The sequence below is a fragment of the Streptomyces nitrosporeus genome, from assembly GCF_008704555.1.
GTDB lineage: Bacteria > Actinomycetota > Actinomycetes > Streptomycetales > Streptomycetaceae > Streptomyces > Streptomyces nitrosporeus.
In genome coordinates, this window is the sequence record NZ_CP023702.1 from 5,836,586 (window position 1) to 5,849,402 (window position 12,817).

Sequence of the window (12,817 nt, forward strand, 5' to 3'; positions counted from 1 at the left end):
TTCGGGGCGTCAGGCCCCGGTGCCCTTCGCGGTCTCCGCGCCCGCCCCGCCCCCGGAGTCCCGCGCCAGGAACGCGGTGAGCGCGCCGGCGAAGCCCGGTTCGCGGACCACGGTCAGATGGTCGCCGGGCAGCACGGCCAGCTCCGCGCCCGCTATCGCGCCGGCGAGCACCCCGGGCCGTACCGCGAGCGGGTCGTCCTCCCCGGCCAGCACCAGGGTGGGCACCGAGATCCGCTCCAGGGGCAGCGCGCCCCGGTGGACCGCCCGGATCTGCGCGGCCAGCGCGAACCGGTCGGCACCCGACGCCTCGGCCAGGACCCGGAAACCGCGGGCGCTTTCGGGCACGTCCGCGGGATCATCGGCGGTCAGGGCGGCGGACACCAGCTCCGGGGGCATCGCCCGGGTGTCCAGGCCGCCCACCTCCACCGCCCCGGCGCCGATCCCGCCGACCACCAGGCGGCTCACCCGGCTGTCGCCGGCCGCCGTCAGCAGCGCGACCACCGCGCCCATGGAGTAGCCCGCCAGATGCACCCGGTCCGCGCCGATCCGGTCGATCAGCCCCCGCACGTCACGGGCCATCAGCGCCTCGCCGTACCGGGCCGGGTCGTGCGGCCCGTCGGACCCGCCGTGACCGCGCGCGTCCAGGGCGTACACCTCGCGCCCCCGCGACACCAGGGCCTCGACGACACCGGGGCCCTCCCAGTTCAGACGGGCGTGGGCGGCGAAACCGTGCAGCAGCACCACCGGAGGGAGGGCCGCCACCGGCTCCCGGGACCAGGAGTGGTAGCGCAGGGTGAGACCGTCGTGGGTACGCAACTCATGAGTCATGCGGCGACGTTACGGGCCGTGCCCGGCCCGCCCGGCCCGCGCTGTGCCCGTGCACAGCGCTCCCGGCCGGGCGTTGGGAGCCCGCACCGCACCCGGCCGGCCGGGAACCGGGAGCGGACGCGCGTCTTCCGACGCTGTTTACGCAGAAGTAACGTCGAAGGGTGACCCCATCGACGACCGTGCACAGTCCGCTCCGGCTGTACGGCCGCAGCGGTGAACTCGCCATCCTGGAAGCCCTGTTGACCAGACTGCGGGCGGGTGACGGCGGAGCCCTCGTACTCACCGCGCCCCCCGGGCTCGGCCGCAGCGCCCTGCTGGGGCACGCGGCCGCCCACCACCGCGACCGCCACCACGGCCCGGTGCTCCACGCCTCGGCCGCCCCCGCGGAACAACGGCTGCCCTACAGCGGGCTGCACGCCCTGCTCTGCTCGGCCCCGGGCCCGCTCCCCGTCCCGGCCGACCGGATGCCGCGCTCCGGGCTCACCCCCGGCGGCCTGCTCGGCCTGCTGCGCCGGCTCGGCGCCGACGCGCCCCTGCTCGTCTGCGTGGACGACGCCCACGCCTGGGACCCCGAATCGCGGGCCGCGCTCGGCTTCGCCGCCCGCAGGCTCGGGGCCGGCAGCCGCGTCACGGTGCTGGTGTCCGCCACGGAGGAGACCGCCTTCACCGGGCTGCCCACGCTCCGGCTCGGCCCGCTCGACGACGACGCCGCGGCGGCCCTGCTGGACCGGCTCACCGACGCCACCGGTGACACCGATCCCGTCGTCCGCAGCGAACTGCTGCGGGAGGCGTCCGGGAACCCCCGGCTGCTGGCCGGGCTCGTCGGACGGCTCACCCCCGACCAGCTGGCCGGGCGCACCGCCCTGCCCTACCCGCTGCCCGGCGCCGAAGGCGTCCTGGACGCCCACGCCGCCCACCTCGACCACCTCGCCCCCGAGACCCGCACCCTGCTCCTGCTGGCGGCGGCCGCCCAGGAGCACGAACCCGACGGGGCGGGCGCGGACGCCGCCCTCCTGCTGCGCGCGGGAGACCGCGCGGGCCTCTCGCCCGCCCACCTCGACCGCGTCCTCTTCGCCCCGGCCGGCGGCACCGGGGCCCTCCAGCGCGCCGGCAGCCGCGTGCACTTCAGCCACCCGCTGCTGAGCCGGGCGGTGCTGCACCGGGCGGCACCCGGCCGCCGCCGGGCCGTCCACGAACTGCTCGCCACCCTGCTCGACGGGCCCGGCGCGCCCACCCTCCCCGCCCTCGTCCAGCGGGCCTGCGCCGCCCCCGGCCCGGACGCCGCGCTCGCCGCGCAGATGGAGGCCGCCGCCACGGCCCCGCGCCCGCACGCCGAACGCTCCGCCGCGCTCGCCCGCTCCGCCACCCTGTCCACCGACGAGGACCGGCGCTCCGCCCGTTTCGCCGCCGCCGCCGAACAGGCCCGGCTGGCCGGGGACACCGGCCGGGCCCGCGCCCTGCTCGCCCGGGTCGGCGCCGGAGCCGCCCAGGGCGCCGCCCCCTACGTACGGGGCATGCTCGCCCTGCGCGACGGGCCGGCCGCCGACGCCCGCGAAGTGCTCCTCGCCGCCGCCGCGCTGCTCGCCCCGCACGACCCCCGCCGCACGCTGGAGGCGCTCTTCGGCGCCGCGGAAGCCGCCTGGGACATGGGGGACGCCATCGCCTACCTGGACGCCATGACCCGTATCCCCGGCACCGGGGCCGACCGGCCCATGGCGCAGTACCGGGCCGGGATGTGCGCCGTGCTCGGCGGCCGCACCGAGCAGGGCCACGCGCTGCTGCGGTGCTGCCTCGACGCGGTCGAACGCGCCGAAGGGGCGGGGGAGCTGATGCGGGCCGGGGCCGCCGCCCTGGTGCTGGGAGAGATCGACGCCGCCTGCCGGGCCGGCGCCCGCGCACTGGCCGCCGTACGCACCCGGGGCCCCGAGGCCATGCTGCCGCAGGCCCTGGAACAGCTCGCCTACGCCGAACTCCGCGCCGGACGGCACGCCAGGGCCCGCGCCCACGCACTGGAAGGACTGCACGCGGCCCGCCGCACGGGACAGCCCAACGCCGCCACCCATCTGCACGCCGTGCTCGCGCTCGCCGCCTCCGTGGAAGGGCCGGCCGAGGCGTGCGCCGCCCACGCGGACGCGGCCCTGGCCGGCGCGGGCCCCCACGGCCTCACCCAGGCGGCCACCCTCGCCACCTGGGCCGTCGCCCGCGCCGACCTGGCGGCCGGACGGCCCGGCGAGGCGGCGGCCCGGCTCGGGCCGCTGGTCCGCCCCGGGCCCGCCACCGGGCACTTCGCCACCCGGCTGCTCGCCGTCCCGTGCTACGTCGAGGCGATGGCGCTCTCCGGCCGCACGGAGGAAGGAGCGGATGAACTGGAAGCGGCCGTAAGGGAGTTCACTCTCTGGGCCACCCGGACCGCCGACCTCCAGACGCCCGCCCTGCTCGCCCGCTGCCGCGCCCTGCTCGCCCCGCCGGACCGGGCCGCCGCCTGGTACGAGCAGGCCCTGGCCCATCACGACCGGGCCGGCGGCGACTTCGAACGCGCCCGCACCCAGCTGCTCCACGGCCAGTGGCTGCGCCGCCGCCGCCGCACCCGGGAGGCCCGCGGCCCGCTGCGCGACGCCCTGGTGGCCTTCGAACGCTGCTCGGCGCGTGCCTGGGCGGACCGGGCGGGCGGGGAACTGCGGGCGGCCGGCGAGGCGGTCGACGTACCGGACCCGGGCGGGGCCGGACCGCTGGCCGGGCTCACCCCCCAGCAGCAGCGCATCGCCCGCTGCGTGGCCGAGGGCGCCACCAACCGCGAGGTGGCGGTACGGCTCTCGGTCAGCCCGCGGACCGTCGACCACCACCTGCGCAACGTCTTCGCGACGCTCGGGGTCCGCTCCCGCACCGAACTGGCCCGGCTGCTGGACCGCTGACACCCCTGGGCGGCGTCCGGCACGCCCTGTTACCGGGAGGTTGCAGGACCGTGATGAGAAGAACGGCGCACACCCCTAGGTACCGACCGGGCGGTATGCCATTCTGCGGACGTCAGGATCATTCGGTGTGCGTGTGCCCGATGCCGGGCCGCGCGCACCGGGGCCGGTCCGTCCGGATCCGGCCGATTCCCGGTGGAGGCCGCCATGCCACAGGTCGTACGTTCACGGATCAGGGCGCTGCACGGAACCCCTCCCGCCGCGCCGCTGCCGCGCCGCTTCCGCTCGCTGGCCGACCGCGAGGCCGTCACCGTGCTGCACCGGGCCGCCCGTGTGCTGATGGACGCGCTGCCCGAACTCACGGACCGGCTCGTCGAGGCGCTGCGGGACCAGGAACCCGGCTACCGGGCCGCCATGGAGACCGAGCCCACCGAGATCTGGCAGGAGGTCCACCACTCGCTCCGGCACAACGTCGCCTCGCTGATCAGCCCCCGGGAATGCCGGGACGCGGCCCACCGCACCTCCCGGTGGATCGGCGAGACCCGTGCCGAGCAGGGCGTACCGCTCGACGCGGTGACGCACGCCTTCCGGATGGGCGGGGCGATGGTCTGGCAGGACCTGGTGGACGAGACCGCCCGGAGCCGGCCCGAGGACGTCCGGCTCCTCGTCCATGTCGCGGCCGACGTCTGGAACTTCGTCGACGAGCACTGCGCGGTGGTGGCCGAGGCCTACCGGCAGGCCGAGCGCCGCCTCGCCTGGCGCCGGGAGAACCAGCAGCGCCTGATGACGGCCGCCCTCCTGGACGGCACCGCCCGGATCGCCGACCTGCCGGACGCCGCCGCGGCACTGGGCCTGCCGGTGCACGGACGGTACGCCGTACTGGCGGTCGCCCCCGCCCACCGCGCCCCGCACGGCACCGAACGGCCGCCGCTGACGCTGGGACCGGGACGGACGGTCCTCTGGCACACCGCGGCCGACGCCGAACTGGCGATCGTGGCCCTGGACGACGGCGAGGGGGAGCCGCCCGGCCCGGACGGCGCCGGCCCGGCACCCGGGGACACCGCCGGGGAGCCGGGCGGCCCCGGCCGGGCCGAACCGGCCGCGATGGCGGCGGAGCTGACGGCCCCGCCCGGCACCCGTACGGGCATCAGCTCCGTCGTGGAGGGGCTCGCCGCGGTCGGGGAGGCCCGGCGCCTCGCGGAGACCGCGCTGCGCGCCTGTCCGGCGTCGGGCGGCACGATCCTGCTCGACGAACACCTGCCGGCCGCGCTCGTGGTCTCCGCGCCGGGGCTCGGGACCGCGCTGGCCGACCGGGTCCTCGGACCGCTGGACCGGCTCGACCCGGCGGACCGGGACGTCCTCATCGAGACACTGACCGCCTGGCTGGACTCCGACGGCTCGGCGCAGCGGGCGGGGGCACGGCTGTACTGCCACCGCAACACGGTGCTGAACCGGATGCGGCGGTTCGAGCAGTTGACCGGGCGCTGCCTGACCCGGCCGACGGACGCCGTCGAGGTGTCCCTGGCCCTGGCGGCACGGCGGCTGCTGACGGGCTGACCGGACCCGGCGCGGAAGCCGCCGCACCGGCCCTTGCGCCGGGGGAGCGGAGCCCCGTCCGCACACGGCTTGCCTTGTGCGCCAGCACAGTTGTGGGGGCGGCGGGGTGTACGGGCGCCGCGCCCACCGGCCCGGGGCTGTACCGGGACGCACCCGCCTGGTGCCCTGGCGCGCATGCCCTTCGCTGCCCCCGTCACATCCGCACCGGTGGAGCACACCCGGTGAGCGGCTCGTTCGACGCCCGGTCCCTGGCCGTGGTCATCTTCCTCGGCTTCGTCGCCGTCTCCCTGCTGCTGTGCGGGCTCGCCGCCGCCGACCAGGACGACCCCGACCACTTCTACGCGGGCGGGTCCTCCCTCGGTCCGGTCGGCGGCGGGCTCGCCATCGCCGGCGACTACGTGTCCGCCGCCACCCTGCTGTCCACCACCGGCTCCGTCGCGCTCGCCGGGTTCGACGGGGTGCTGTTCGCCCTCGCCACCGTCGCCTCCCTGGTGCTGGTAATGCGGCTGTTCGCCGAACGCCTGCGCCGCAGAGGCGTGTTCACCCTCGGTGACTTCCTCGCCGACCGGCTCGCCGACAACTCGGTCCGCAGGGCGCTGGGCGTGGCCACCCTCGTGGTGCTCGCCCCGCTGCTGATCGTGCAGCTGACCACCGCCGGGCACGTCATGACCGCCATGTTCGGCCTGCCCGAGGGCGCGCTCACCGGATGCACCGTCGCCAGCGGGACGCTGATGGTCTGCTACTCGGCGTTCGGCGGGATGCGGGGGACCGGGTACATCCAGATCCTCAAGGTCGCCGTCGTGCTGGCCGCGGTCACCCTGCTCGCCGGTCTCGTCCTGGCCCGCTTCGGCTGGTCGCCGTCGGCCCTGTTCGACGCCGCCCGGGAAGGCAGCGGGGCCGGGGACGACTACGCCGGGCCGGGGCTGCAGTTCGGCCACGGGCTCGCGGGCGGGCTCGACCTGATCGGCTTCCAGCTGACCCTGGTGCTCGGTGCCGCCTGCATGCCGCACATCACGATGCGGCTGCACCCGGTACGCGACGCCCGGACCGCGCGCCGCGCGGGCGTCTGGGCGGTGGCCCCCGTCGCCGTCCTGTGCGCCGGCATCGTCGTCGTCGGGCTCGGCGCCTCCGCGCTGGTCGGCCGGGAGCTCCTGTACGCCGCCGACCCCGCCGGAGGCACCTCGCTGCTGATGGTGACCGGGGCGCTGGACCCCGCCGCCGGCGGCCCCCGTGAGAGCCCGCTGTTCGCGCTCGTCGCCTGTGCCGCCTTCGCCACCACCCTGGCCGCGGTGGCCGGCATCACGCTGGCCGCCGCCTCCTCCCTGGCCCGCGACTTCACCACGAAGTCCGGTGCGCAGGGCGCGGGCAAGGCATCCGGCCGGGAGATCCGGCGGGCCCGCCTGGCGGTCGTCGCGATCGGCGCCGCCGCCGTCCTGCTCTCGGCTTACACCCACGACCGCAACCCGCAGGTCCTGCTCTCCCTGTCGTTCGCCGCCGCGGCCTCCGTGCTGCCGCCCGTCCTGTTCCACGCCCTGTTCCGGCCGGGTTTCGGGGCCCGGGGGGTGCGCTGGACGGTGTACGGGACCCTGCCGCTGATCGTCGTCCTGATGGTGCTGTCACCGGCGTTCTCCGGTACGCCGGTCGCGCTCTTCCCGGAGTGGGACTTCGCCGTGTTCCCGCTGCAGACCCCGGGGCTCGTCACCATCCCCGCCGGCTTCCTGCTGGGACTGCTGGCCTCACGCGCGAAACCCCCCGGCGCCACGCCCCCGGGCCCCCGGCACCGGGCCCGCTGGACACCGGCACGGGCGGGCACCGGCGCCTGAACCCGGCCGTACGCCTTCCGGCGGGCGGTAGGGGGCGGAGCCCCGAGGGGCCCCGGCAAAAGGGGCGCCACGAGCCGGGCGCCCCTCCGCCGGACCCCCCTAGAGACCCAGCTCCGCCGTGTGCAGCCGGGCCAGCGCGTCCTTGTCGCCGTCCAGCTCCACCCGGGCCGCGTCCTGCCGCCCGGCCGCGAACAGGAGCAGCTCCCCGGGCTCCCCGGTGACCGTCACCACCGGGGTCCCCCGGTGGGCCACCACCGTCTGGCCGTCGGGGCGGCGCAGCACCAGGCCCACCGGGGCGCGGCGCCCCATCACCCGGGCCGTCTTCTCGGTACGGGACCACAGCACATCGGCGAAGACCGGGTCCAGCTCGCGCCGCGACCAGTCGGGCTGGGCCCGGCGCACGTCCTCCGCGTGGAGGTAGAACTCGACGGTGTTGGCCGCCTCGTCGATCTGCTTCAGGCCGAAGGGGGACATCCTCGGCGGCCCCGTACGGATGAGCTGGATCAGCTCCTCGTACGGCTTCCCGGCGAACTCGGCCTGCACCCGCTCCAGCCGGTTCTTCAGCGCGCCCAGCAGGATCCCGCCCGCCGCGTCCGCGCGGCGCTCACGCACCACGACGTGGGCCGCCAGGTCCCGGGTCCTCCAGCCGTCGCACAGGGTCGGGGCCTCGGGCCCCGCCGCTTCCAACAGGTCGGCGAGCAGAAGACGTTCACGCTTCGCATGGGTCGACATGCCCGCCAGCGTACGACCGGGGCCGCCCGTCCGCCCAGTGGACGCGCGCCCGGGGCCCGCGTCCGGGCGCGGCACAATGGGCGCATGACCAGCACGCCCGGCCCCGCACCCGCCAGCAGTCTCGATCCGGCCGTCGCCGCCCGCCTCAGGCGCGGCGCCGACGGACTCTTCCCCGCCATCGCACAGCAGTACGACACCGGTGAGGTGCTCATGCTCGGCTGGATGGACGACGAGGCGCTGCACCGCACGCTCACCACCGGCCGCTGCACCTACTGGTCACGCAGCCGCCAGGAGTACTGGGTCAAGGGCGACACCTCCGGCCACGTCCAACGGGTGAAGTCCGTCGCCCTGGACTGCGACGCCGACACCGTCCTGGTGAAGGTCGACCAGACGGGCGCGGCCTGCCACACCGGCGACCGCACCTGCTTCGACAAGGACGTCCTGCCCCTCACCGGACCCCGGTAAGGTCTGCCGCCATGGATCTCGAGACCTTCCGCAAGCTCGCCGTCGACCGGCGTGTCATCCCCGTCAGCCGCCGGCTCCTCGCGGACGGCGACACCCCGGTGGGGCTCTACCGCAAGCTGGCCGACGAGCGCCCCGGCACCTTCCTCCTCGAGTCCGCCGAGAACGGCCGCACCTGGTCCCGGTACTCCTTCATCGGCGTACGCAGCGCCGCCACCCTGACCGTCCGCGACGGGCAGGCCCACTGGCTCGGCACCCCGCCCGTCGGGGTCCCCCTCGACGGGGACCCGCTGCACGCCCTGCGCGCCACCGCCGAGACCCTGCACACCCCCCGCGACCTGGTCGGCGACGAGGGCCTGCCGCCCTTCACCGGCGGCATGGTCGGCTACCTCGGGTACGACGTCGTACGCCGGCTGGAGAAGATCACCGAGCACGGCGGCGACGACCTGCGGCTGCCCGAGCTGACGATGCTGCTCACCTCGGACCTCGCCGTGCTGGACCACGGGAACGGCACGGTCCTGCTGATCGCCAACGCGATCAATCACAACGACACGGACACCGGGGTCGACGAGGCGTACGCGGACGCCGTCGCCCGCCTCGACGCCATGGAACGCGACCTGTCCCGGCCGGTGCCCAACGCCCCCGCCGCCCTCCCGCCCTCCGAGCTCCCGCCGTACACCGCCCGGTGGGGCGGCCCGGACTACCAGGACGCCGTCGAGGAGGTCAAGGAGCGCATCAGGGCCGGCGACGCCTTCCAGGTCGTCCCCTCCCAGCGCTTCGAGACCCCCTGCACCGCCTCGGCGCTGGACGTCTACCGGGTGCTGCGCGCCACCAACCCCTCGCCGTACATGTACCTCCTGCGCTTCGACGGCTTCGACGTCGTCGGATCGAGCCCCGAGGCCCTGGTCAAGGTCGAGGACGGCCGGGCCATGCTCCACCCGATCGCCGGGACCCGGCACCGCGGCCTCACCCCGCAGGAGGACCAGGCGCTCGCCGAGGAACTGCTCGCCGACCCCAAGGAGCGGGCCGAGCACCTGATGCTGGTCGACCTCGGCCGCAACGACCTGGGGCGCGTCTGCGAACCGGGCAGCGTGGAGGTCGTCGACTTCATGTCCGTCGAGCGGTACTCGCACGTGATGCACATCGTGTCCACGGTCACCGGACGCGTCGCGGACGACCGCACCGCCTTCGACGTCCTCACCGCGTGCTTCCCGGCCGGCACCCTCTCGGGCGCCCCCAAGCCCCGCGCCCTGCAGATCATCGAGGAGCTCGAACCCACCCGCCGCGGGCTGTACGGCGGCTGCGTCGGCTACCTCGACTTCGCCGGCGACTCCGACACCGCCATCGCCATCCGCACCGCCCTGCTCCGCGACGGCACCGCCTACGTCCAGGCCGGGGCCGGGGTGGTCGCCGACTCCGATCCCGCCGCCGAGGACACCGAGTGCCGCAACAAGGCGGCCGCCGTACTGCGCGCGGTGCACACGGCGAACCGGCTGAGGCCCGACGGAGGCCGTGAGGGATAGTGGAGTACGTGACTGCTGTCCCCGTACCCCAGCCCCGTACCCGAGCCGCCGCCCCCGAGGGCGCCGGAAGCCGCCGCAGCCTGGCCGCGGGCCTGCTGCTCGGGGCGGCCGGTGCCACCGTCGTCCTCCTCGCCTCCGGCCAGACCTGGGCCGAGGGCCGGGCGGCCGTCGGCGGCGGTGCCCTGCCGCTCAGCGCGGACGGCCAGGACATCACCGGGCTGCCCGCGGCGCTGGCCGTGGTCGGCCTCGCCGCCCTCGTCGCCGTCTTCGCGGTCCGCAGGGCCGGCCGCCTGGTCGTCGCCGGGCTCCTCGCCCTCAGCGGGCTGGGCGCCGGCCTCAGCGCCTACGCGGGCGCCTCGGACCGCGGCACCCTGGACGAGATGGCCGCGCAGACCACCGGGAACGCCTCGGCCACCGTCCAGGCCCTCAGCCACACCGCCTGGCCCTACGTCACCGCCGCCGGGGGCCTGCTGATCCTGCTCGCGGGCCTGCTGGCCCTGCGCTTCGGCAGCCGCTGGCCGGCCATGTCCGGCCGCTACGAGCGTGACGGCACCCCCCGCCCCCGCAAGGCCGCCCCCGTCACGGACCCGGACCGTCCCGAGGACCTGTGGAAGGCGCTGGACCGCGGCGAGGACCCGACGCGCGAGGCATGACCCCCCACCTCACGTCCCGCCGGTCCGTGCGGGACAATGGCCATGAGCTTCCAGTACAGCGCAGCAGCCTGTACGGCGAAGTGGTCCGTACAGCGAAACAGCGAACTTCCAGCGCAACACCAACGAGGAGCAACTCATGGCGGGCAGCAGCCACGGACACACCCCGGCCGCCTGGACCGGTGTCATCATCTCCTTCATCGGCTTCTGCGTCGCCGGCCTCTTCATGGTGGCGGCGAGCCCGGCGGGCTTCTGGGCCGGCATCGGCGTCGTCCTCCTCGGCGGGGTCGTCGGCTACGCCATGAAGATGGCGGGCCTCGGCATGCCGAAGGAGTCGGACGAGACCATCGCGGCCCGCAACCGCGCCGCGCGGGCCCAGACCGCTTCCTGACCCACGGCCGTACCGGCCCGCCCGCACCGGTTCCGGCCCGCGCCGGCCGCCTGTGCCGCACCGGCTCCGGGCCCGCGGCCCGGCGGTCCGCGTGCGCGGTACGGGCCACGGCCGGCGGCCGCGGGAGCCCCGGCCCGGACCCGCCGCACCGCGGTACGGGCCGACACGCGAGGCGCAGCCCCCGGCGGGCTGCGCCTTTCCGTGTCCCCGGGGCACAATCGGCGGGTGGACGCCTCAGCTACCCCCGCCCCGGACCCCGCCGCCCCCGCACCCGCCGGTCCGCCGTACCCCGGAACCCGGCCGGCGCCGGGCGCACCGGGCAGCGGGCAGCCGCCCCCGCGGACCCCCGCCCGGGCCTCCCGGCTCCGCGGCCTCCTCGCTCCCGCGGGCGTCATGGCGGTCGTCGTCGGCGCGTTCGGCTACGTGGCCGCGGTGGACCCCAACGAGTCCGGTCACTACCCGGCCTGCCCCCTGCTCCGCTTCACCGGGGTGTTCTGCCCCGGCTGCGGAGGGCTGCGCAGCGCCCACGCCTTCGCCCACGGCGACCTCGCCACCGCGTTCGGCGCCAACGCGGCCGCGGTCCTCGGCTACGCCGTCTTCGCGGCGGTGTGGCTGCTCTGGGTGGTCCGGGCCGCTCAGGGCAGGCAGCTGCGGATCGGTCTGACGAACACGCACTGGTGGGCGGTCGGCGCCGCCCTCCTGGTCTTCTCCGTCGTACGGAACCTGCCGTTCGGCTCCGCCCTGGCCCCGTGAATGCCCAGCTGGTGGGACGGACGGCCACCGGATGCGGACCCGGTGCCTTCCTGCGGATACCATCGATACGGCTGATCCTGTTCCATCACCGTTCCGGAAGGGGGCCGCTCACGTGAGTGTGCTCGACGAGATCATCGACGGCGTCCGCGCCGACCTCGCGGAGCGGCAGGCGCGCGTCAGCCTCGACGAGCTCAAGGAACGCGCCGCGCGCGCCCCCCGGGCCAAGGACGGGGTCGCCGCCCTGCGCGGCGAGGGCGTGACCGTCATCTGCGAGGTCAAGCGCTCCAGCCCTTCCAAGGGCGCCCTGGCCGCCATCGCCGACCCGGCCGCGCTCGCCGCGGACTACGAGGCCGGCGGCGCGTCCGTCATCTCCGTACTCACCGAGGAGCGCCGCTTCGGCGGGTCCCTCGCCGACCTGGAGGCCGTCCGCGCCAAGGTCGACATCCCCGTCCTGCGCAAGGACTTCATCGTCACCTCCTACCAGCTGTGGGAGGCGCGCGCGTACGGCGCCGACCTCGCCCTGCTGATCGTCGCCGCCCTCGACCAGGAGGCCCTGGTCTCCCTCATCGAGCGCGCCGAGTCGATCGGCCTGACGCCGCTGGTCGAGGCCCACGACGAGGAGGAGGCCGAGCGCGCCGTGGCCGCCGGGGCGAAGATCGTCGGAGTGAACGCCCGCAACCTGAAGGACCTGAAGGTCGACCGCTCCACCTTCGAGCGGGTCGCCCCCGAGATCCCCGACCACATCGTCAAGGTCGCCGAGTCCGGCGTCCGCGGTCCGCACGACCTCATCGCCTACGCCAACGCCGGCGCCGACGCGGTGCTGGTGGGCGAGTCGCTGGTCACCGGCCGCGACCCCAAGGCGGCCGTGGCCGACCTGGTCGCCGCCGGAGCCCACCCGGCGCTCCGCCACGGACGGGGCTGATCCAGGCCGTGTCCCCCGTCCGCCCCGCGCCCGGCGCCCTGCCGGGCCTGTGCCCCGTGGCCGCCCCGGCCAGGGAGCCGCACGCCCCGCTGGCGCGCGGCTGCCGGCCGCGCGGCTGCCGCGCGCCCGCCCGGCGCGTGCACGGACGGCGGGTGCGGTACGTGATCGGCGACGAGCCGGGACAGGTCAACGGGATGCGATGGCGCCCGGGGTCCGCGCCGTAGCGAGCCCCGGACGTCCACCGGCCCTCCGCAGCACCAGGGGGAG

The 12,817-nt window shown here is 76.3% G+C and carries 12 protein-coding genes; 10 read left to right on the top strand and 2 right to left on the bottom strand.

The genetic code is table 11. The annotated features are described in order from the left end of the window. Positions 1-9: 9 nt before the first annotated feature. Positions 10-828 (bottom strand): alpha/beta fold hydrolase, encoded by an 819-nt coding sequence (locus CP967_RS25755; protein WP_150490263.1) that lies wholly within the window; start codon positions 826-828, stop codon positions 10-12. A 161-nt stretch (positions 829-989) separates the two neighbouring features. On the opposite strand from CP967_RS25755, the gene CP967_RS25760 reads away from it, so the two are divergent. The 3 genes from CP967_RS25760 to CP967_RS25770 all read left to right on the top strand — a co-directional run bounded on the left by CP967_RS25760 (position 990) and on the right by CP967_RS25770 (position 7,117). Then, positions 990-3,740, top strand: coding sequence for a LuxR family transcriptional regulator (locus CP967_RS25760; RefSeq protein ID WP_229888320.1), 2,751 nt, complete (start codon positions 990-992; stop codon positions 3,738-3,740). A gap of 204 nt (positions 3,741-3,944) precedes the next feature. After that, positions 3,945-5,294 (top strand): PucR family transcriptional regulator, encoded by a 1,350-nt coding sequence (locus CP967_RS25765; protein WP_150490264.1) that lies wholly within the window; start codon positions 3,945-3,947, stop codon positions 5,292-5,294. Between the two features lie 221 nt (positions 5,295-5,515). Further along, positions 5,516-7,117 carry a sodium/solute symporter gene (locus CP967_RS25770; RefSeq protein ID WP_150490265.1) on the top strand — a complete coding sequence of 534 codons (1,602 nt, stop codon included), beginning with the start codon at positions 5,516-5,518 and terminating at the stop codon, positions 7,115-7,117. Positions 7,118-7,216: 99 nt separating this feature from the next. On the opposite strand, the gene CP967_RS25775 is transcribed toward CP967_RS25770, so the two are convergent. Beyond that, positions 7,217-7,849, bottom strand: coding sequence for a TIGR03085 family metal-binding protein (locus CP967_RS25775; RefSeq protein WP_150490266.1), 633 nt, complete (start codon positions 7,847-7,849; stop codon positions 7,217-7,219). Positions 7,850-7,933: 84 nt separating this feature from the next. Between CP967_RS25775 and hisI the strand changes: the two genes are divergently transcribed. From hisI to trpM, 7 genes are all read left to right on the top strand, one after another. Then, complete coding sequence (hisI, locus tag CP967_RS25780) at positions 7,934-8,314, top strand: phosphoribosyl-AMP cyclohydrolase (protein ID WP_150490267.1); 381 nt, start codon at positions 7,934-7,936, stop codon at positions 8,312-8,314. An 11-nt stretch (positions 8,315-8,325) separates the two neighbouring features. Next, positions 8,326-9,834, top strand: coding sequence for an anthranilate synthase component I (locus CP967_RS25785; protein WP_150490268.1), 1,509 nt, complete (start codon positions 8,326-8,328; stop codon positions 9,832-9,834). Further along, positions 9,834-10,487 carry a TIGR02234 family membrane protein gene (locus CP967_RS25790; RefSeq protein WP_150490269.1) on the top strand — a complete coding sequence of 218 codons (654 nt, stop codon included), beginning with the start codon at positions 9,834-9,836 and terminating at the stop codon, positions 10,485-10,487. Before CP967_RS25785 ends, CP967_RS25790 begins: the two co-directional genes overlap by 1 nt. 136 nt (positions 10,488-10,623) lie before the next feature. Then, positions 10,624-10,875 carry an HGxxPAAW family protein gene (locus tag CP967_RS25795; RefSeq protein ID WP_150490270.1) on the top strand — a complete coding sequence of 84 codons (252 nt, stop codon included), beginning with the start codon at positions 10,624-10,626 and terminating at the stop codon, positions 10,873-10,875. A gap of 225 nt (positions 10,876-11,100) precedes the next feature. Beyond that, complete coding sequence (locus CP967_RS25800) at positions 11,101-11,628, top strand: DUF2752 domain-containing protein (RefSeq protein WP_229888319.1); 528 nt, start codon at positions 11,101-11,103, stop codon at positions 11,626-11,628. A 112-nt stretch (positions 11,629-11,740) separates the two neighbouring features. After that, entirely contained in the window at positions 11,741-12,550 is an 810-nt protein-coding gene (trpC, locus tag CP967_RS25805; RefSeq protein ID WP_150490271.1) for an indole-3-glycerol phosphate synthase TrpC, read from the top strand. Positions 12,551-12,597: 47 nt separating this feature from the next. Next, positions 12,598-12,774: a tryptophan biosynthesis modulator TrpM gene (gene trpM, locus CP967_RS34835; protein WP_150492051.1), complete on the top strand. Its 177-nt coding sequence runs from the start codon at positions 12,598-12,600 to the stop codon at positions 12,772-12,774. The last annotated feature ends 43 nt before the right edge of the window (positions 12,775-12,817 follow it).

What these genes read in the sequence shown, in the direction of transcription:
- CP967_RS25755 (WP_150490263.1), bottom strand. Translation starts at nt 828, where the DNA reads ATGACTCATGAGTTGCGTACCCACGACGGTCTCACCCTGCGCTACCAC.
- CP967_RS25765 (WP_150490264.1), top strand. Translation starts at nt 3,945, where the DNA reads ATGCCACAGGTCGTACGTTCACGGATCAGGGCGCTGCACGGAACCCCT.
- CP967_RS25775 (WP_150490266.1), bottom strand. Translation starts at nt 7,849, where the DNA reads ATGTCGACCCATGCGAAGCGTGAACGTCTTCTGCTCGCCGACCTGTTG.
- hisI (WP_150490267.1), top strand. Translation starts at nt 7,934, where the DNA reads ATGACCAGCACGCCCGGCCCCGCACCCGCCAGCAGTCTCGATCCGGCC.
- CP967_RS25785 (WP_150490268.1), top strand. Translation starts at nt 8,326, where the DNA reads ATGGATCTCGAGACCTTCCGCAAGCTCGCCGTCGACCGGCGTGTCATC.
- CP967_RS25795 (WP_150490270.1), top strand. Translation starts at nt 10,624, where the DNA reads ATGGCGGGCAGCAGCCACGGACACACCCCGGCCGCCTGGACCGGTGTC.